This window comes from Janthinobacterium sp. 1_2014MBL_MicDiv, assembly GCF_001865675.1.
GTDB lineage: Bacteria > Pseudomonadota > Gammaproteobacteria > Burkholderiales > Burkholderiaceae_D > Janthinobacterium.
In genome coordinates this window covers 683,945-704,324 of sequence record NZ_CP011319.1, presented here as the reverse complement: position 1 = coordinate 704,324, position 20,380 = coordinate 683,945, and the positions used below count along the sequence as shown (strand labels likewise).

The following is a 20,380-nucleotide window of genomic DNA, read 5'->3' as shown; positions in this document are numbered from 1 at the left end:
TTGCGCTACAGGTTTCATTACGACAGCTTCTTCGCCAGCAACACGGCATTGCGCCGCTCGCGCTCGGCCTGCACGATGTCCGCCGCGCGCGCTTCGCTCAAGCCCGCCGTGTGCAGCACGGTGGCCGTCAGCTGCAGCGCCGCTTCCAGCGCCTCGGGCACGACGAGCGTGGCGCCCGCATGCATCAGGGCCACCGCATGGGCTTCGTCGCGGGCGCGCGCATACACGGGCAGCAGCGGATACTCGCGGCGGATCGACTTGACGGCATGCAGCACGGACGCCGCATGGTCCATGGTCAGCACGACGGCCGCGGCCCGGTCCGCATTCACCTTTTGCAGCAATTCCGCGCGCGACGCATCGCCGAAATACACGGGAAAGCCGCGCGGATGCAGGGTCGTCACCAGCCGCGCATCGTTTTCGATGGCGACATAGGCGATATCCTGCTCCGTCAGCACCTTGGCCAGCAGCTGCCCCACCCTGCCGAAACCGGCGATGATGACGGTGCTGCCCTGCGGCGGCAGCGCCCCTTGCGCCAGGTCGGCCAGCTGGTGGTGGTGGCGCTTTTCCCACCAGTTGCCGAACGCGCGCGCCGCCTTCGCCAGGGCCGGCGTGGCGAACAGGCTCAGGCCCACCACCAGCATGACGAACTGCGCCACCTGCGGTCCGATCAGCTTGGTACCGAGCGCATACGCGACGACGATGAAGGCGAACTCGCCGCCCTGCCCCAGCAGCACGCCCGTTTCCACGGCGCGCCCCCAGTGAAAACCGCCCAGGCGGAAAATCACGCCGATGACGAGGGTCTTCAGGAAAAACAGGCTGAGCACGGCCAAGGGAATCAAGATCGGCGACTTGAGGATTTCGCGCACGTCGATCTGCATGCCCACCGACATGAAGAACAGGCCCATCAACAAGCCCTTGAACGGCTCGATCGTCACTTCCACCTCATGGCGGAATTCCGTTTCCGCCAGCAGCAGACCGGCCAGCAGGGCGCCCAGCGCCATCGACAGGCCCGCCAGGTAGGTCAGGCCCGCGATGCCCAGCGTACTGAGCAAGGTCAAGGCCATGAAGACGTCGGGCTGGCGTTTCTTGACGAAAAACTGGAACAGCGGGCGGATCACCCGGCGTCCGAGCAGGTAGATCAACAGGATGGCGCCGGCCGATTTCACGGCCGCAAAGCTGAGCAGGTACGCCAGGTCGTCGCTGCGCCCGCTGGCGAACACGTCGATGAGGATGAACAGCGGCACCACCATCAAATCCTGGAACATCAGGATGGAAAAACCCGCCTGGCCGGCCGGCGTCTGCAGGGAGCGCTGGTCCGTGAGCAACTGCATCACGACGGCCGTCGACGACAGCGACAGCACCAGGCCCAGCACGATGGACGCTTCCAGCGACAGGCCGAAATAATACGCGACGCCGCCGATCAGGCAGGCGCTGACGGCCACCTGCCCCACGCCCGCGCCAAACACCCAGCGCCGCAGCGCCCACAGCCGTTCTGTCGACAGCTCGAGGCCGATCATGAACATCAGGAACATCACGCCCAGCTCGGCCAGGCCGCTCACCTGTTCGGCGCGGACGAACGAAAAATACGTCAGCCACGTGAACTCGCCCGCCCACAGGCCGAAGCCGAACGGGCCGAACAGGGCGCCGACGGCCAGGAAACCGAGCACCTGGTTGACTTTCAGGCGTTGCAATAACGGAATAAAAATCCCGGCCAGGGCGAGAAACAGCAGGGTTTCTCGTAAATACGGTAGTGCGTGCTGCTCTTCCAAAATAATCCTAACTCAATGACATGCATGCTGAATTGATAATTGTCGCATGCACCGCCACGGCAGGGAATGCATGCACGCGATATTTTTTGCCATAAGGCAACATATCCACTATCGGCGCGCCGCTTTCGGCGTCTCCAGCATGTCGGCGCGCGGGCGGTCCCAGCCCGGCACGTAGGCGGGACATGGCCGGCCACGGAACTGCTGCAGCTCGACCGTGGTGAAATTGGGCAGCATGCCGGGATTGAAGCGCACGTCCGTCAGCTTGTCCGCATTCAACCTGGGCATGCGGGCAAAGCGGAACCAGGCATCGACATAGCAATTTTCCTCCTGCAAGGCGCGCAAGGCGGCCAGGCTGCCCGTCGCCTGCGCCGCCACGGCGATGCCGGGCGCCAGCTGCTGGCCCCGTTTGCCCGTCTCCACCAGGCCGGCCGGGCAGGCGGCGGGCGCCAGCGAGGCGGGCAGCAGGCTCAACGTGCCGCGCCGCAAGGTGTACACGTCCGTCTTGCTGTCGAGTGAAACATAGATCCAGCACAGCGGGTTGCTGGGAAACGCCGTCATCGCCACATCCCACACGCGCGTGCCCGGGTCCAGCCGCTGCACGGCCGCCTCGACGCGGGCGCGGCCGATGGCCGAGGCCACGCCCTGCGTGCCGATGAAGGTGGCGGCCAGCGCGAACGCCAGCAGCAGAGGGCCGCGCCCCCGCTCGCCGGCGCGCGCCTGCAGCACGGCCAGGATCACGCCCAGCCCCAGCAAGACGGCCAGCGAGGCGGGTGCCAGATAGGTTTTATGGGTGAAGAAGCACAGGGCCGCCGTCAGCCCCGCCAGCAGCACGCTTTTGACGATGCCGTAGTGCAAGGACATGATCACGGGCACGCCCAGCAAGACCCAGAACATGGGCTCGACAATGAAGACCATGTCGCCATACAGCCAGCGGCTGTCGAACGGGTAAAACGGGTGCAAGCCGTAGGAATTGAGGAAGTCCATGCCCATGTGCAGGCAAAAGCCCAGCAACAGGCAGGCGGCCAGGCCCACGCGGGCGGGCACGCTGTCCTTCAGCAGGCGGCGCGCGCCGGGCCACAGCAGCCACAGCAGGGCAAGCAGCAACAGCGCCTGCGGCAAGGCCAGCAGCAAGGTATGCGTATGCCCCCGGTGGTGCAACATGTAGCCGAACGGGCGCGGCAGCAATCTGGTGAGCACCAGGTCCAGGTCCGGCGCATTGCTGGCAAACCAGGCCGTAAAGAGAAACAGCGCGCGCCGGGTGCGCTGTGCGGGGGCCTGCGGCTCGGGCGGCAGGCTGCGGTGTACCAGTTCGCCGACCCCGAGGCCGATGACCGAATGCGTAATATTATCCATCGGGCAATTTTACAGGACGCCCGCCCCGGCGTGCGCTTGCGCTACAGCTTTTCCAGCTCCGGCCCGCGCATGCCGACCAGCAAGGCACGGCCATCGGGCATGACGCGGAACTCGCCAAAACGGGCCTTTTCCCAGCGCGCCGCCTCGCCTTCCTTGAAAAACCAGGCATCGCTGACCAGCACCCAGCGCCCGCCCTTCGGCGTCAGCTCGAGCAGGAATTCATCGGGCGCCAGCGCCTCCTGGGTGTAGGGACGCAGCAGTTCGGCCACGCCGCGTGCATCGCGCCGGGCCACCACGAGCGGTCGCCCCGGCGCCCTTTCCACGCTGGCCAGCGTGGAAAGGACACCGAGGTTGACGAAATTGAGGCGCATGTAGTCGCCCTGCATCAGCGAGCGGGGGTCGACCGGTTCCAGCGCCACGAAAATGGCGTCCCCCTTGGCAATCAGCTGCTCTTTTTGCCAGATGCCGCCATTGACCACCAGCAGCACCAGCAGCAGGCCCGCCAAGGTACCCAGGCGCACGGCACGGCCTTTGGCGACGACGGCCGCCGGCTTGCTTTCCACCAGGTGCAGTACCTTGCCGCGCGTGGCCAGCCACGACAACGCGCACAGGATGGCGCCGGCCATGGCCAGCAGCGCCGCCTTGCTGGCCAGCGGCCAGGCCAGCTGGTAATAAAAACTGCCGATGACCCACGCGGCCGCCAAGCCCGCCGCCACGGCCACGCGCGTGCGCCCGCTGGCCAGGCAATACGCGAGGATCAGCAAGACGGGGCCCAGGGCCGGCATGAACCACGCCAGCACGATCAGCACCAGCGCCACGCCGATGGCCGGCAACTGGCGCAGCGCCGGCCAGCGCCAGCCCATCCACGCGGCCGCCGCCATGGCCAGCACGAGCGAGACGCCGTTCAAGGCCCGCGCATACCAGGCGCCGGCCTGGTGGCTGCCCACTTCGCGCGCCACGTCGCTGGCAAAGCCGCTGCCCAAGGCACCGCCCAGCATGAAGGTCATGCCGGACCAGAAGACCAGGCCCAGCAAGATTGCCAATACCCAGCCCGTCGACAGCGACTCCAGGAAAGCGGCGATGGGCGCGCCGCGGCCATCGTTGAACGCCTGTTTCTGCAGCCAGTGCACGCCCAGCCATAGTGCCAGGGCCAGCATCCAGGCCAGATACAGCTGCGTCGGGTCATTCTCGAAAATCCAGTCGCGCTGACTGTCGACGACGCCCAGCCCCAGCAAGCCGCAGGCGACCACGCCCAGCAGCACGCGCAGCCAGTCGCGCGGCAGGGCGGCGGCCACCAGCAGGCAAGCCAGACACAGCAGCAAGGACGCCGTCTGCGTCGAATAGTCGCGGAACAGCGCATAGCCGAGCAAGCCGCCGCCCACCAGCAGGCACGGCACGGCCAGCTGCTCGACAAACAGGGCCACGCCGCGCGTGCGGATCAGCAGCACGGCCACCACCAGCACGATGGCGGCCACGACATACGCGCCGGGACCGTGGCGCACCACGCTTTCCAGGCCCACGCCGAGCGCCGCGATCAGGGGGATGGCGGCCAGCCAGGCGCCGAACGCCGTCATCAGCACCAGCGGCCACGGCCGCACGTCCTGCACGGGCCGCGTAGCGCCGGGCGGCAACAGGCCGGCGCGCGTGGCGTCGGCGATCAGGGTATCGAGCGCATCGGCGCTCTTGCTGTTCAGGCTGCTCATGCCGCCTCCTTGCGCGCGCGCCACAGGATGCCTTGCACGCTCAGCGCCAGCATGACGGCGGCTACCAGGCCCAGGATGACCAGGCTGCCCACTTCGCCGCCATTGCCGTTGAACAGCCAGTGCGCGAGGCCGCCCACCAGCAGGGTGTTGATGCCGAGCGTGACGGCGCTGAGGCCGAACACGTCGGAAAATTTACTCATCGACAACAGGATGGCGGCGACGGCCAGCAAGCCCAGCCCTGCCCAGTACGGCGACTCGATGGTGTTGCCGAACAGGGCAGTGACGGCCGAGCCCGTGATGAGGATGGTGAGCAGCACCAGGCCCAGGCGCAGGGCCCAGGAAGCGGCGCCCGTCCAGCGCGCCAGCAGGGGCGAAACGAAGGCGCAGGCCAGCAGCACGGCCAGCCAGCCGCCGACAAAGACAGGCAGGTCGGCCGACTCGACGCTCCAGCTGTGGCGCGTATGCGCCTGTATCCACAGGGTCGCCCCCGTCGACACGATCAGCATCCACGGCGTCCACAGCACGTCGCTGCGCGCCACCAGGCACAGCGGCAGCGCCAGCGCGGCCCACACGGCAAACAGTTGCCACGGATCGGCGCCCGTCTGGTAGGTCTGGCCAAAGTAGGCGAACAGGCCGCCGATGGCCAGCATGGCCACCAGCAGCAGCGGCACGCGCGCCTTCGGCACGGCAAACGCGGCCACGCAGGCGGCGGCAAACACGCCTTGCAGCAGGGCAAAGCGGCCCGTCCTGCCCAGCTCTTCCCAGTTGGCGGCGACCCAGAAGATCAGGCCCATGCCCAGCAGCGCGGCGCCCAGCACGGCCACGCCGCGCGGCAGCCAGTACGCCAGGCGCGCGGGTTCGCGCTGGAAACCGGCCACGTCCTGCAACTGCCGGGTTTGTTGGGCATCGAGCGCATGGCCCGAGGCGAGCTGGTACACGGCGAGGCGTAAATCCATCGTCTGCTTTCTGGTGGGGGTTCAGTATGGGGAGGGAAGGGTCAGCGCTCGACGCTTATGCCGCGCCAGAAGGCCACGTGGCCGGCAATCTGCCGGGCGGCGTCCTTGGGCTGGGGGTAGTACCAGGCCGCGTTGGCATTGACGGCACCATCGACGACGACGTCGTAATAGCTGGCCGTGCCCTTCCACGGGCAGACCGTCGTGTGGCTGCTCGGGCGCAGGTAGTCCTGCCTCACCGACGACAAGGGAAAATACACATTGTTTTCAACGACTTGCACCTGCGCATCGGCAGTTTGCGCGATGACGGCGCCATTCCAGCTGGCTGTTGGCATTTGACTATCCCCCTTCTCAGCGGAGTGTAGCCGAAATTGACCGCCATGGCGCGCGCCATTGGCCTCCGGATCAGGCGCTGGCGATGATCTGGCGCAAGGCTTGCTCGAACACTTCGGGCGGCTGGCCGCCGGAAATCAGGTGGCGCTCGTTGATGATGACGGCCGGCACGGAGTTGATGCCGTTTTGCTGATAGAACTGTTCCTGCGCGCGTACCTCGTCCGCGTAGGCGTTCGATGCCAGCACCTCGGCCGCTTTCGCCGTGTCCAGTCCCGCGTCGCCGGCCACTGTCAGCAGCACCGCGTGCGAGGACGGATTCTGGCCCTGCGTGAAATATGCATCGAACAGCGCCATCTTGAGTTCCTTCTGGCGCCCTTGCAGTGCGGCCCAGTGCAGCAGGCGGTGCGCATCGAAGGTGTTGTAGATGCGGCCGCGCTTGTCCATGGCAAAGGTAAAGCCCAGTTGCTCGCCGCGCGCGCGGATCGCTTCGCGCGATTGCGCCATCTGTTCTTCGGTGGAACCGTATTTGCGGGCGATGTGTTCGCCGATATCCTCGCCTTCGGCCGGCATGCTGGCATTCAGCTCGAAGGGCTGGAAATGGATCTCGGCCTGGACGCTGTCCTGCAGATTGCCCAAGGCTTGCTCCAGCGATTTCAGGCCGATCACGCACCAGGGACAGGAGACGTCGGAGACGAAGTCGATACGGACGGGAGTGGGTGTGGCGGAGGTGGAACTCATGGTGGGCAGCCTTTGCGCGAGTCGGTGGCGGCCGCACCGCGCGGCGCCGCAAGCACAGCATATGCGTGCGGGCCGCCGGAAATCAAGCGCTTACTTCTTCTTGCCAGCGGCCTTGGCCGCGTCCTTCTTGCCGCCGATCTTGCTTTCCTTGCCAGCGAGCAAGTTGGCAATATTCTGGCTGTGGCGGTAGGCCAGCAGCACGCTCATGATGACGACGGCCAGCAGGATGGGATCGACGCCGAACAGCAAGCCGTAGTAGAACGGCGCGAACAGGGCCGCCACCAGCGCCGCCAGCGAGGAATAGCGGAAGGCATAGGCGATGATCAGCCAGGTGGCCAAGGTGGCCAGGCCCAGCCATGGATGAATGCCCAGCAACACGCCGAGGGCCGTGGCCACGCCCTTGCCGCCGACGAAACGGAAGAAGACGGGCCACAGGTGGCCGAGGAAGACGGCGATGGCCACCAGCGCCACGGCCGTGTCGCCCACGCCCAGCGCACCGGCAAAATGGTCGGCCAGGAAGACGGCCAGCCAGCCCTTGGCGCCATCGCCCAGCAAGGTCATGACGGCGGCGCCCTTGTTGCCGCTGCGCAGCACGTTGGTGGCGCCCGGATTCTTCGAGCCATAGGTGCGCGGATCGGCAATGCCGTAGACCTTGCTCATCACCACGGCAAACGATATCGAGCCGAGCAAGTAAGCGGCCACTGTCATTGCCACGGTTGTGATTACTGGATTCATTTCTTCCCTTTGTTGTATTTTTCACAGCAGCATAAGGCTGGCGCAGCAGAATATACACCAGCGCCCAGCCCAAGGACAGGGCGGCGCCCGGTTTTCTTGGAGTCTATCCCGTAGCGAGCGTCTTCTGCTGGCAGCGTATCAGGAGCGCGGACCAGGCGTGAGGAGGACGCGTGGCGAGCCACGCGACGACGATCAACGCAGTCCCCGCTTCTGAGGGGCGGCAGCAGGGGAGGTATTCATCTACGGGGATAAGCTCTCTTAGTCTGCCAGCGCGCACTGCACCGGCTTGGCCTGGAGCAAGTCGAGCAATACCTGCGGCGCCAGCGAGACGAGGAAACCGCGCCGCCCGCCATTGATATAGATACGCTCGAGCGCCAGGATGGATTGCTCCACGTACACGGGCATGGCCTTTTTGGTGCCGAACGGCGAAGTGCCGCCGATCAGGTAGCCGGAATGGCGCTGCGCCACTTCGGGCTTGCACGGCTCGACGGACTTGCAGCCGATGCCACGCGCCAGGTTCTTGGTCGACACCTTGCAATCCCCATGCATGAGCACGATCATCGGCCGCGCCGCCTCGTCCTGCATCACGAGGGTCTTGATCACCGCATGCTCGGGCACGTTCAGCTCGCGCGCCGAGACGCTGGTGCCGCCGTGCTCTTCGTACGGATACGGGTGTTCATCGAAGGAAACTTGATGCTTGCGCAGCATCTGCGTCGCCTGGGTTTCGGAAATATGCTCTTTTTTAGCCATGCGTGATACGCTGATCGTTCAGTGAGGAGTGCTAATTATGCAGGAAGAAATCCGCTTTGCCACATTCAATGTCTGCAACCTTGCCCCTGCCGGGGAGAAATTGTATGACAACCTGGAACCGTTGAGCCCGGCCCAATACGAGGCCAAGGCGCAGTGGACGGCGCGGCAGATCGACCTGCTCGATGCCGACGTGATCGGTTTCCAGGAAATCTTCTCGCAGGCGGCCCTGCGCGACGTGCTGTCGCGCACGCGCCACTACCGCGAAGCGGTGCTGGCCGGCTACGATGCGGTGGACGCCAGCGGCCGCATGCTGCCCACGGTGGCGCTCGTCTCGCGGCTGCCGCTGGCCGGCCCCGGTGTTGCCTATGCGAACTTTCCCGCCGGCGTCACCTTGCCGGCCGATGGCCAGGGCGCGGATGCCGATCCGTGCCGCTTTGCCCGCGCGCCCCTGCATGTGCAGCTCGTCTTGCCTGGCGGACAACTGACCGACGTGGTCGTCGTGCATCTGAAATCGCGCCGGCCCGACTACCGCCCCGACGACGCCGGCGACGCGCTGGCGTATGCGCTGGCCAACCTGCGTTCGCTGCGGCGGCGCGGCGCGGAAGCCGTGGCCCTGCGCGTGCTGGTGAGCGAACTGGGCCAAAGCGGCCGTCCGCGCATCGTGCTGGGCGACTTCAACGACATCGCCAATGCCGTCACCACGGCCATCGTCATGGGCGCCGGCGCACCGTGCGAAGCGGCCGGCCACCTGCCCGAGATGCGCGCGCGCCTGTATGACTGCAACGCCATCCAGCTGCGCCAGGATTACCTGCGCCACGTGGGCTACACGAATATCCACGACAGCGCCTACATGACGATCGACCACATCCTCGTCTCCGAACACTTCCACCCCGCCTCGCCGCGCGCCATCGGCGCCGTGCTCGACGTGATCTACCTGAACGACCATTTGCTGCTGGGCTTGCCGCCCGCGTCCGACCATGGCCAGGTCGTGGCGCGCATCAAGCTGCTGGGAAACATTCACTGATGCCATAACTAATGCAACAGCGCCGCCAGTGCGCTGCCCTCGACTTGCGCGCCGGCATAGCGTCCCTGGTACTGCTGGCAGCCCTGCGCCTGCAGGTAGGCCAGCTGCTGCGCCGTTTCCACGCCTTCCGCGATCACCGTCAGCTGCAGTTCGCGCGCCATGGCGATGATGGTGGCGGCCACGGCGGTATCGGACTCGCCAGCCGCGCCGTCCGCGCCGGGCAGGAACGAGGGATCGATCTTCAGCTTGTCCACCGGGTAATGGCGCAGATTGGCCAGGCGCGAATAGCCGGTGCCGAAGTCGTCGATGGCCAGCCGCACGCCCAGCGCGCGCAGCTGCGCCAGCACGCCGGCCAGGCGCGCGCCGCCCTTCATCAGCAGCGACTCCGTCACTTCCAGCTCCAGCCAGGCAGCGGGCAAGCCCGACGCCGCCAGCGCTTCCTGTACGCTGTGCACTAAATTATTGTGCAGGCATTGCGCCGCCGACAGATTCACGGAGACGCGCCACGCCTGGCCCGCGTCGTGCCAGGCGCGCGCGCGCAGGCAGGCGTGGCGCAGCACCCAGTTGCCGATCGACACCATCAATCCGCATTCCTCGGCCACGGCGAGGAAGCGCTCGGGCGGCAGCACGCCCAGCTGCGGATGGCGCCAGCGCAACAGGGCTTCCGCCCCCACGATCTGGCCGCTGGCAACATCGAGGGCGGGCTGGAATTCCAGCGCAAACTCGTCGCTGCCCAGCGCCGCGCGCAAGCCCTGTTCGAGGCTGGCCCGCTCGAGGATTTGCGCATTCATTTCCGCATTAAAAAACTGGAAATTATTGCGTCCGCTTTCCTTGGCGTGGTACATGGCGATGTCGGCGTTGTGCACCAGCGTGTCGATGCTGTCGCCATCGCTGGGAAAGATGGCCACGCCGATCGACACCGACACCTGCAACTCATACTCGCCCAACTGGTAGACCTGGGTCACGGCTTGCAGCAGGCTGGCCGCCACGTGCGCCGCCTGGTCGATGCCGCCCACCTCGGCCAGGATGATGACAAATTCGTCGCCGCCATGGCGGCTGACCGTGTCGACGCCGCGCACGCAGCGCACGAGGCGCCGCGCCACCTCCTTGAGCAGCAGGTCGCCCACGTGATGGCCCATGCTGTCGTTGATGTGCTTGAAGTGATCGAGGTCCAGGTACAGGATGGCCAGCATGCTCAGCTTGCGCCGCGCGGCCGCCAGCGCCAGCGACAGCCGGTCCAGCAGCAGCACCCGGTTCGGCAGGTCGGTGAGGAAATCGTGTTCGGCCAGGTGGCGCGTGTGCTCCTCGGTTTTCTTGCGCTCGCTGATGTCGCTGAGGATGGCCATGTAGTTGCTGAGCTGCCCCTGCGTATCGCGGATGGCCGTCAGCGACAGCCAGGCCGGGTAGCGCTGCCCCTCCTTGCGCTGGGCCAGGATGTCGCCCTGCCAATAGCCATTCGTATCGACCTCTTCCCACACGTGGGCAAAGAACGCCAGTTCATCCGGTTCGGCGCGGTGCATGGCAAACGGCTTGCCCAGCATGTCGTCCAGGCTGAAGCCGCTGATCTCGCTGTACGCGGGATTCATGCTGACAACGCGTTGCTGCGGGTCCATCACGACGATCGCTTCCCGTGCGTGCTCGACCACCTGCGCCGACAGGTACAGGGCCCGCTCGGCCAGTTTGCGGGAAGAAATATCGCGGATCACGGCATAGAACAGATAGGTATGGTCGAGCGTGACGGAAGTGAGCAGCACTTCGCCCCAGAACAATTCCCCCAGGCAAGTTTGATACTGCCAGTCATAGCGCCAGTTGCCGTGGGCATGGGCCTGCGCCGCCAGTTGCGTGCCGCGCAGGGACGACAAGGCGCCATCGGGCTGGCGCAAGGGCGAGAAATCGCTGAGACGCCGTCCCAGCAGGCGTGGCCGCTCCTCGCATTGAAACAGGGCGATGGCGGCCGGGTTGGCTTCGGCGATATGCTCGTCGCGCAGCAGCACGATGGCGTCGGCCGACTTGTCGTACAACTGGCGGAAATTATCCCCCATCAGCAACAGCGCGCCCTGCCCCGCGCCATCCTGGCCGCTGGCCGTGATGTCGACATCGATGCACACCACTTGCCGCACACGCCCGGCCACGATGACGGGAAACGCGGTGGAACAGATGCAGCGCGGCGCCACCCCGTTGCTACCGAGACGCCACAGGCGGGCCGTGCGCGCCTTGCCGCTATGCCAGACGGCGTCCAGTTCGGCATGGCCATCGGCATCCTGGCCGGCGCCTTCCGGCATGGCCGTGGCCACGCTGCTCCACGGCTGGCCCAGGGCCAGCGCGGCCGGCACCCCATACAGGCGCGCCGCGCCCGCGCTCCAGTAGCGCACGATGCCATCGCGGTCGATGCCGCGCACGGCCATGCCGGGCGCCTGCTCGACGGCGGCAACGGCGATGGACAGCAAGTCCAGCGCCATGCCGGCCGCTCCCGTGTCCGGTGCGGCAGCGGCCAGCAAACGGCCCGGCGACGGGACGGCTCCGACAATCCGTTCAGACATCAGGCCCCCCGTTGCGCGGCCGTGCCGCAACCGGCGGGCACCCTGGCCTGTCCGGTGGCACAACCATCATGGCCATTCTTGCGCGCCGGCGAATCGGCTCATTGAGGATGCTCAAGCATCGTGGCATGCCGCTGCCGGCGCCGCCGCCGCGCCCGATGCCTCTGGCGCCCGTTTTCTGCATTTCATCCCCGTTTTTGTGCAATCTGTCGCACGGCGATGGCGGGCGCACTTGTATCTTCATAAAGTAGCAACATGCGTATCGCCGTGAACGACCGCAGCGGCAGGCGTGCTGCCTGCGGCCGCCACGGCGATACGCTACCCGAATTCCCCCGGCCCGCCGCAGGCCGGCCGCAACGAGACCTGGCGCCCGACCCTTGCGCCGCCTCCATACGAAAACACCATGAAAAACGAGACTTTGCCACCGGCCTCCCCCCTTGCAGCCCCGCGTCGTCGCCGCTGGCGCGCCCCCGTGCTGATCCTGGTCGTGCTGGGCCTGGCCGGCGGCGGCTGGACCGTAATGCAAACGAGACAACAAGCGGCCAAGGCGGCCGAGTTGCAGGCGAGCAAGAAAAAACAACAGGACAAGACGCCCGTGCACGAACTGGCGCAGGGCGACGTGGCCGCCATCGATGCGCGCGCGCTCGCCGTGAGCTTGCCCCTGTCGGGTTCGCTGGCGCCGCTGACGCAAGCCACCATCAAGGCCAAGGTTTCCGGCGTGATCCACGAAACCACATTGCAGGAGGGCCAGAGCGTGGCCGCCGGGCAAATTCTCGTGCGCCTGGACGCGGCCGACCAGCGCGCCCGCCTGACGCAACAGCAAGCCATGCTCGACGAAGCGCAGGCGCGCCTGTCGATGGCAGCCAAGAACGAAAACAATAGCCAGGCCCTGCTCAAGCAGAAATACATTTCGCAGACGGCTTACGACACGACGCAGAATTCCGTCGACCTGGCGCGCGCCGGCGTCAAATCCAACGCCGCCATGGTCGACATCGCCCGCATCGCGCTGGCCGACACGGTGATCCGCGCGCCCATGGCCGGCATCGTCAGCAAGCGCCACGTACAGGCCGGCGAAAAGGTCTCGCCCGACATGCCCGTCTACACCATCGTCAACCTGGCGCAGCTGACCCTGGAAGCGCCCGTGCCCAGCGCGGAAATCCCGCGCATCAAGCTGGGCCAGGACGTGCACTTCAAGGTCGACGGCTTCGGCGCGCGCGACTTCGCCGGCAAGGTCACGCGCATCAACCCCACCACCGAGAGCGGCTCGCGCGCCATTGTCGTCTACATCGCCGTCGACAATGGCGATGGCGCGCTGCGCGGCGGCATGTTCGCCAAGGGCAGCATCGTCACCGAACGCTCATCCGTGGCGCCGCTGGTGCCGCTGGCGGCCGTACGCAATGAAAAGCAGGGCCCGGTCGTGTATGCGCTGGTCAACAACAAGGTGGTCGCCCAACCCGTCACCCTGGGCCTGCGCAACGAGGATGAAGGCTATGCGGAAGTGACGTCGGGCCTGGTGCCGGGCGCGAAAGTCATCGTCGCCAGGCTCGATGGCGTGAAACCGGGCCACGGCGTGACCTTTGCCGGGGCGCCCGCCGCGCCCGCCGCACAGCCGGCCGTGCTGGCGCGGAAGGATTAAGCCATGTGGATGACCAAAGTCAGCATACAGAACCCTGTCTTCGCCACCATGGTCATGGTGGCGCTGGTGGTGCTGGGCGTGTTTTCCTACCGCGGCCTAGGCGTGGAAAGCATGCCCAGCGTGCAGTTCCCGTTCGCCGCCATTGAAGTGAACTACCCGGGCGCCTCGCCCGAAGCCGTGGAAAACGACATCACGCGCCCCATCGAGGACGCCGTCAACACCGTCAGCGGCATCAAGACCATCCGCGCCAACTCATGGGAAGGACGCGCCGGCGTCTACCTGGAATTCGAGCTGTCGACGAATATGGACAAGGCCATGCAGGACTTGCGCGACAAGGTGGCGCTGGTGCGCCCGCGCTTCCCGAAGGAAGCCAAGGACCCGTTCATCGCGCGCGCCGAGGGCGACAACGAGCGCCCCATCGCCACCATCGTGCTGACCTCCACCGGGCATGACCTGCGTTCGCTGTCGACCATGACGGAGCAGATCATCAGCAAGCGCTTCCAGGGCGTGGCCGGCGTGGGGCAAGTCAAGCTGCGCGGCCTGCGCGCGCGCCAGATCCTCATCAGCATGAAGCCGATCGAACTCAATGCCCAGGGCATCGGCGTCGATGAAGTGATCCGCGCCATCCAGGCCACGAATACCAATTTGCCGGCCGGCTCCATCAGCCATGGCGCGGCCGAACAGCTGGTGCGCGTGGAAGGCAAGATCAAGGATGCGCGCGAATTCGGCAAGATCATCGTGGCGCGCCGCGCCAGCGGTCCCGTCTACCTGGACCAGGTGGCCAGCGTCGTCGACGGCGAGCAGGAAGAGCTGTCGATCTCGCGCATGAACGGCCAGCAGGCCGTGACCATGGAAATCACCAAGGTGCAGGACGCCAACGTGGTGGAAGTGGGCACCGGCATCCTGAAAGTGGCGGCCGACCTGCAAAAGACGCTGCCGCCCGATATCACCCTGCGCGTGCTGGACGACGAATCGGAACGCGTGCAAAGCCAGCTCAATAACGTCAAGCGCACCATCATCGAAGGCGCCGTGCTGACCATGGTGATCGTCTTCCTGTTCCTGCACTCGTGGCGCTCGACCATCATCACCGGATTGACCCTGCCGATCTCCGTGCTGGCCAGCTTCATCGCCATGAAGGCCTTCGGCTTCACCCTGAACTTCCTGACGCTGATGGCGCTGTCGCTGTGCATCGGCCTGCTGATCGACGACGCCATCGTCGTGCGCGAAAACATCGTGCGCCACCTGGGCATGGGCAAGAGCCACTACAAGGCGGCCAACGACGGCACCAATGAAATCGGCCTGGCAGTGATGGCCACCACGTTTGCCATCGTCGCCGTGTTCGTGCCGGTGGCTTTCATGGACGGCATCATCGGCCGCTTCTTCCTGCAGTTCGGCATCACCGTGGCCGTCGCCGTGCTGGTGTCGCTGTTCGTCAGCTTCACGCTCGACCCGATGCTGTCGTCCGTCTGGCGCGACCCCGTCAAGGACCGCTTCAAGTATGCGCCATGGCTGGGCCGCTTCATGGCCTGGATCGAGACCGGCATCGACCGCCTGCACGTCTGGTATGGCAAGGTGCTCGGCATCGCCCTGCGCTGGCGCAAGACCACGCTGGCCACGGCCGTGGCCCTGTTCGCGGGCAGCCTGATGCTCGTGCCGATGATAGGCGGCGAGATGTTCCCCGAGACGGACCAGGGCTGGGTCAACCTGCGCTTCAAGACGCCCGTCGGCTCCAGCCTCGAATACACGGATTCCAAGGTGCGCCAGGTGGAAGCGGCCCTGAAGGAATTTCCCGAAATCGACAGCCTGGTGGCCAATATCGGCACGCCCGATGGACGCAATGCGGCTGAAGTCAACCTGAAGCTGACGGACATCAAGACGCACAAGCGCCGCTCGCAGCAGGAACTGGAAAGGCTGATCCGCGAACGCCTGGCGCCGATCGCCGGCATTACCCTGTCCGTCGGCAACCGCCCCATCTTCATCGCCATCCTCGGCACGGACGAGGGCAAGCTCGATGAAGTGGCGCACCGCCTGATGGACAAGATGCGCACCATCAAGGGCCTGGCCGACATGGAATACAGCCAGGAAGGCGCCAATCCGTCGACCACGGTGAAGATCAATAACGAACTGGCCAGCGACCTGGGATTGTCGGTGCAGCAGATCGGCGCCGCCCTGCGCCCGTTCGTGGCGGGCGACACGGTCAGCCACTGGCTGGCGTCCGACGGGCAGAACTACGACGTCAACGTGCAGCTGCCCAAGTCGGGCCGGCAGAAGGTGGCCGACCTGGCCGACCTGTCGCTGGCGTCCAGCAAGCTCGATGCGAACGGCAAGCCGGTGATGATCCCGCTGCGCCAGGTGGTGGAATTCGTGCCGTCGTCCAGCCCGCAAGTGCTGAAGCGCCAGGCCTTGCAGCGCCGCGTGGCCATCTATGCCGGCGTGCAGGGCCGTCCTGCCGGCGACGTCGACGCCGACGTGCAGAAAGCCATCAAGTCGATCGACCTGCCGCCCGGCGTGCGTTTCGACGTGGCCGGCAATGCGCAGCAGATGGCCGAAACCATGGGCGGCGCGATGATGGCGCTGGGTATCGCCGTGATCTTCATCTACCTGGTGCTGGCGTCGCAGTTCGGCAGCTTCCTGCAGCCGGTCGCCATCATGGTGTCGCTGCCGCTCTCCCTGATCGGCGTGCTGCTGGCCCTCCTGATCACGGGCAGCACCCTGAACATCTTCTCCGTGATCGGCTTCATCATGCTGATGGGCCTGGTCACCAAGAATGCGATCCTGCTGGTGGACTTCACCAACCAGCGCCAGCGCGAAGGCCTGGGCCAGTTCGCCGCGCTGATGGAAGCGGGCCAGGTACGCCTGCGCCCCATCCTGATGACGACCCTGGCGATGGTCTTCGGCATGCTGCCGATGGCCATCGGCATGGGCGACGGCGGCGAATCGCAGGCGCCGATGGGGCGCGCCGTCATCGGCGGCGTCATCACCTCGACGCTATTGACGCTGGTGGTGGTGCCCGTCGCCTACACCTACCTCGACAGCCTGGGCAAGCGCGCCGCGCGCTTCTTCGGCGGCGGCGACGCGCATGCGCACACGGATGCGCATGCCGACGACGCCAAGGCGCCCGCCGGCGCCGCCCACTGACCTTCCTGCCGGTCGCCTTCACCGTCCCCGCATTGGCGGGGACGACGCGGCGGTTTCCTGAAGAGAGCTTCAGTTGACCAAAACGCCCCCACTGGCTAGACTGTCCCCGTTATCAATTGTATGGAGTGACTCGTGGGTGCTTGTTCCAGTGACAGTAGTCGATTGACCATCGGCGATCGGCCTTAGGCAAGACGCGCGCATTCCGCCCGCCCTGCCCTCGGCAAGGTGCGGTTCTACCAGCGGCAGTACAGACTCGCCGCCACTTCCCTCCTCATCGTTCCACCGTTATCGCCTGCTGCCCCCTTTTCGGGCGGATTGACTTCGCCTGTGCACTCGCCTGTTCCTCCCCAGCCGGGAGAAACTGATGGTGGTATTTGACTTTGCGCTGCGCGTTGCCGCGGCATTGACCCTGGGCGCCATGATCGGCGCCGAACGCCAGCTGCGCCAGCGCATGGCGGGCCTGCGCACGAATGCGCTGGTGTCCGTCGGCGCCTCGCTGTTCGTGATGGTTTCCGTGCTCGAAGGCGATGCCTCTGGCCACATGCGCATCGCCGCGCAGGTGGTGTCGGGCATCGGTTTCCTGGGTGCCGGCGTCATCATGCGCGAGGGCATGACGGTGCGCGGCCTGAACACGGCCGCCACGCTGTGGTGCTCGGCCGCCATCGGCATCCTGTGCGGCCTGGGGTTTGCCCTCGAAGCGGCCATCGGCACGGCGTTTGTGCTGATCGCCAACCTGGTGCTGCGCCACCTGGCCCAGCGCATCAACGCGCACGGCAGCGCGGCCGGCATCGAGACGGAAAGCATCTACCGCGTCACGGCCGTGTGCGAGGCGGAGCAGGAAGTCCAGGTGCGCAACCTGATGCTGCGCATGATCAGCGGCATGCCGGCGCTGATGCTGCAATCCTTGCACAGCGAGGATGCGCCGCAGGCCGGGCGCATCGAAGTGCGCGCCGACCTGCTCACGCCCCTGTCCAGCCTGGGACTGCTGGAGCAGATCGTCAGCCAGGTCAGCCTGGAAGGCAGCGTCTCGGCCGTGCGCTGGGCGCTGGTCAACAACGCGGAATTTGTCGCCGAACGGGGAGTGTGATGATGAAAAAATTCTTCCATTGGTTTGCCAGGCGCACACCTGTCGTGGCCACCTACCGCCTGACCGTCACCTGCCCCGCGGCGCAGGCCGACCACGTGGTGCGCCTGCTGCTGGCCGAACTGAAAGGCGCGGGCCTGGCGCCGTCGCAGGTGCTGCGCAGCTGGGACGCGGGCAGGCAGATGGTGCGGCTGATCGCCATGGTGCTGTGCCAGGCCGTGCAGCGCGCCGTGCTGGTACGCTTCGTCAACCGCGCGGGCGCCTGGCCGCAGGTGCGGCAAGTGCGCTGGGAAGGCGTGCCGGCCTCAGCCTGAGGCGGGCAAGCGCATGGTAAACAGGGCGCCGCCGCCGGCGCGGTTCTGCGCCTCGATGCGTCCGCCATACGCATGCACGATGGCTTGCGACAGGGCCAGGCCGAGGCCGAAACCGGGCGCCTCGCCCGCGCGCGCCTGCGCGCCACGGTAAAAGCGTTCGAACAGATGCGGCAAGTCTTCCACGCCGATGCCCGGTCCCGCATCGGCCACGCTGACCAGCACGTCGCCACCGTCGCGCGACACCTGCAGGGTAATGACGCTGTCGGGTGGCGAAAACTTCACGGCGTTGTCGAGCAGATTGGCCAGCACCAGGTCGACGGGGCCGGCCGCCACGCGCGCGTGCACGGGCGCGCCATCGTCGAGCGCGAGGCGGATGCCGCGCTGCGCTGCCGCCTTTTCCAGCCGTTGCGCCGCCGCGCGCAGCAGCGGATTGAGGTGTACCGATTCCACCGCATTGCGTTCCTGCCCCGCATCGAGGCGCGTGAGCATCAGCAATTCTTCCACCAGGGTCGTCAGGCGCTGCACTTCGTCGAGGCAGGACGCCAGCGCGTCGACATACTCGGGCGACTCGCGCGGACGGCGCAAGGTGATTTCGATTTCCGTGCGCAGGCGCGACAGGGGCGAACGCAACTCGTGCGAGGCGTCGGCCGTGAAGCGCCGTTGTGCATCGTAGCCGTGTTCCAGGCGGTCCAGCATGGCGTTCAGGGTATCGACCAGGCGGCCGATTTCATCCGGCGTGCCCGGATGCGGCAGGCGCTGGTGCAGGCTGGCCTCGCCGATGGAGCGCGCCTGCAGCACCACGTCGTCGATGGCACCCAGCACGCGGCGCGTAAGCATCTCGCCGGCCAGTCCCACGGCGGCCAGCAGCGCCAGCGCCATCGCGCCAAACAGCAAGGTGGCCGAGGCCAGCACGTGATTGGCGTCGTCGAGCGAACCGGCCACCTGCACCGACAGGCGCGCGCCGGACGAAGGCACGGGCATCGAGACCATGCGCAGCGGCTCCTCACCGAACTTGGGCAAGGTTTCAAAAACGGTCTCGCCGGCCGCCAGGCGCGCCAGCAGGGCGGGCGGCGCCGGCAGCCGCGCCGCTTCCAGGTTGCGGCTGCGCGCCAGCACGCGGCCTTCGCCATCGATGATCTGCACCAGGCGGTCGAGCCGCATCAAGGACGGCGGCGCCAGGCCCGGCGCCACCTCGTGCACGCTGACGGGCTGGCGCGGCGCGGCCGGCAGCATCGCCATCTCCGTCTCGCCCAGCGCCAGCAGGGCCGCGTCTAGCTGGCCGTGCACGGCGCGCGACAGGCCCCAGTAGCCGGCCAGCGCGGTGCAGGCGACGATGGCGAGGATGACGGCCAGGTGCACCAGCAGCAGGCGCTTGCGAAAGCTAGCCACCGCTGTTTTCCGCCAGGCGGAAACCGCGTCCGCGCACCGTGTGGATCAATTGCGGCAGGCCCGGCGCATCGACCTTGCCCCGCAGGTTGCGCACGTGGACGTCGATCAGGTTATCGATGCCGATCAGGTCCGCCTGCCAGATCTGCTCGGCCAGGCGCGCGCGGCTGACCACTTCGCCCGCCTGGCGCAGCAGGATCAATAAAATCGCGTATTCCTTGGGCGTCAGTACCAGCGGCGCGCCGCCCCGCGTCGCCTGGTGGCTGACGGGGTCGAGCGTCAGGTCGGCCAGCGCCAGCACCAGCGGCCGGCTGATGTCGGAGCGGCGCAGCAGCGCGCGGATGCGCGCCAGCAGTTCCTCGAATTCGAAGGGCTTGGTCAGGTAATCGTCGGCGCCCGTGTTCAGACCCGCCACGCGGTCGGCCGTGGCGTCGCGCGCCGTGAGCATCAGCACCGGCGTCTGGATGCCACGCGCGCGCAAGTCGCGGCAGAAATCGATGCCCTGCTTGCCCGGCAACATCCAGTCCAGCACGATCACGTCGTAATCGACGGCGTAGCTTTCCTCCTCGCCCTCTTCCGCGCTGTGCGCCACGTCGACGACGAAGCCTTCCTCCTGCAAGCCGCGCGCCAGCAGGCGCGCCGCCTTGCGGTCGTCTTCCACCAAGAGAATCCTCATGCCTGCCTTTCCCGTCGCGTCGCGCCGCATTTTCCCGCATTCCCCCGCATGTTCCGGGGTTTCCATCGCTGCATTTTACCGCGCCGTCGCCTGCGCGCACCGAACCTGAAGAATGATTCAGGCATTCTTGGGCGCTTCTTCAGGACGCCCTTGCTATGCTTTTCCGGCGCTGTTGTGACGCTGCCGTCTTGACGCTGTCCGCGCCACCTGCGCCCCCTCTGATCGCCCGCCTGGGCATGGCATCCACGCAT

Annotated in this window: 16 protein-coding genes; 5 read left to right on the top strand and 11 right to left on the bottom strand. The window is 66.6% G+C overall.

Annotation, left to right across the window (positions count from 1 at the left end; translation table 11 throughout):
* Positions 1-17 precede the first annotated feature (17 nt).
* The 8 genes from YQ44_RS03075 to ybaK all read right to left on the bottom strand — a co-directional run bounded on the left by YQ44_RS03075 (position 18) and on the right by ybaK (position 8,334).
* Positions 18-1,769: a cation:proton antiporter domain-containing protein gene (locus YQ44_RS03075; protein ID WP_071322125.1), complete on the bottom strand. Its 1,752-nt coding sequence runs from the start codon at positions 1,767-1,769 to the stop codon at positions 18-20.
* A gap of 108 nt (positions 1,770-1,877) precedes the next feature.
* A complete protein-coding gene (locus tag YQ44_RS03070) occupies positions 1,878-3,122 on the bottom strand; it encodes a metal-dependent hydrolase (RefSeq protein ID WP_071322124.1) in 1,245 nt (414 codons plus the stop codon).
* 41 nt (positions 3,123-3,163) lie between these two features.
* Positions 3,164-4,825, bottom strand: coding sequence for a GDYXXLXY domain-containing protein (locus YQ44_RS03065; protein WP_071326225.1), 1,662 nt, complete (start codon positions 4,823-4,825; stop codon positions 3,164-3,166).
* Positions 4,822-5,781 carry a DUF2157 domain-containing protein gene (locus YQ44_RS03060; RefSeq protein ID WP_071322123.1) on the bottom strand — a complete coding sequence of 320 codons (960 nt, stop codon included), beginning with the start codon at positions 5,779-5,781 and terminating at the stop codon, positions 4,822-4,824. The genes YQ44_RS03065 and YQ44_RS03060 overlap by 4 nt, the downstream gene beginning before the upstream one ends.
* Positions 5,782-5,822: 41 nt before the next feature.
* Positions 5,823-6,113, bottom strand: a complete 291-nt coding sequence (locus YQ44_RS03055) for a DUF427 domain-containing protein (protein WP_071322122.1) — start codon at positions 6,111-6,113, stop codon at positions 5,823-5,825.
* 70 nt (positions 6,114-6,183) lie between these two features.
* Positions 6,184-6,849, bottom strand: a complete 666-nt coding sequence (locus YQ44_RS03050; protein WP_071322121.1) for a DsbA family oxidoreductase — start codon at positions 6,847-6,849, stop codon at positions 6,184-6,186.
* Positions 6,850-6,939: 90 nt separating this feature from the next.
* On the bottom strand, positions 6,940-7,584 hold the full coding sequence (plsY, locus tag YQ44_RS03045) for a glycerol-3-phosphate 1-O-acyltransferase PlsY (protein WP_232251038.1): 645 nt from the start codon (positions 7,582-7,584) through the stop codon (positions 6,940-6,942).
* Between the two features lie 258 nt (positions 7,585-7,842).
* Positions 7,843-8,334, bottom strand: coding sequence for a Cys-tRNA(Pro) deacylase (gene ybaK, locus YQ44_RS03040; protein WP_071322119.1), 492 nt, complete (start codon positions 8,332-8,334; stop codon positions 7,843-7,845).
* A gap of 37 nt (positions 8,335-8,371) precedes the next feature.
* On the opposite strand from ybaK, the gene YQ44_RS03035 reads away from it, so the two are divergent.
* Entirely contained in the window at positions 8,372-9,358 is a 987-nt protein-coding gene (locus YQ44_RS03035) for an endonuclease/exonuclease/phosphatase family protein (RefSeq protein WP_071322118.1), read from the top strand.
* A gap of 8 nt (positions 9,359-9,366) precedes the next feature.
* Here the strand turns inward: YQ44_RS03035 and YQ44_RS03030 are convergent, their stop codons facing one another.
* The gene (locus YQ44_RS03030) at positions 9,367-11,898 is read right to left on the bottom strand and encodes a sensor domain-containing protein (protein WP_071322117.1); all 2,532 of its coding nucleotides are present in this window, start codon (positions 11,896-11,898) and stop codon (positions 9,367-9,369) included.
* A 400-nt stretch (positions 11,899-12,298) separates the two neighbouring features.
* Between YQ44_RS03030 and YQ44_RS03025 the strand changes: the two genes are divergently transcribed.
* From YQ44_RS03025 to YQ44_RS03010, 4 genes are all read left to right on the top strand, one after another.
* Complete coding sequence (locus YQ44_RS03025) at positions 12,299-13,531, top strand: efflux RND transporter periplasmic adaptor subunit (RefSeq protein ID WP_071326224.1); 1,233 nt, start codon at positions 12,299-12,301, stop codon at positions 13,529-13,531.
* 3 nt (positions 13,532-13,534) lie between these two features.
* Positions 13,535-16,669 carry an efflux RND transporter permease subunit gene (locus tag YQ44_RS03020; protein WP_071322116.1) on the top strand — a complete coding sequence of 1,045 codons (3,135 nt, stop codon included), beginning with the start codon at positions 13,535-13,537 and terminating at the stop codon, positions 16,667-16,669.
* A 364-nt stretch (positions 16,670-17,033) separates the two neighbouring features.
* Positions 17,034-17,756, top strand: a complete 723-nt coding sequence (locus YQ44_RS03015; protein ID WP_071322115.1) for an MgtC/SapB family protein — start codon at positions 17,034-17,036, stop codon at positions 17,754-17,756.
* Positions 17,756-18,067: a hypothetical protein gene (locus YQ44_RS03010; protein ID WP_071322114.1), complete on the top strand. Its 312-nt coding sequence runs from the start codon at positions 17,756-17,758 to the stop codon at positions 18,065-18,067. The genes YQ44_RS03015 and YQ44_RS03010 overlap by 1 nt, the downstream gene beginning before the upstream one ends.
* Here the strand turns inward: YQ44_RS03010 and YQ44_RS03005 are convergent.
* Together YQ44_RS03005 and YQ44_RS03000 are read right to left on the bottom strand one after the other, a co-directional pair.
* Complete coding sequence (locus YQ44_RS03005; RefSeq protein ID WP_071322113.1) at positions 18,059-19,456, bottom strand: sensor histidine kinase; 1,398 nt, start codon at positions 19,454-19,456, stop codon at positions 18,059-18,061. The genes YQ44_RS03010 and YQ44_RS03005 overlap by 9 nt on opposite strands.
* The gene (locus YQ44_RS03000; RefSeq protein ID WP_071326223.1) at positions 19,449-20,129 is read right to left on the bottom strand and encodes a response regulator transcription factor; all 681 of its coding nucleotides are present in this window, start codon (positions 20,127-20,129) and stop codon (positions 19,449-19,451) included. The genes YQ44_RS03005 and YQ44_RS03000 overlap by 8 nt, the downstream gene beginning before the upstream one ends.
* Positions 20,130-20,380 lie beyond the last annotated feature (251 nt).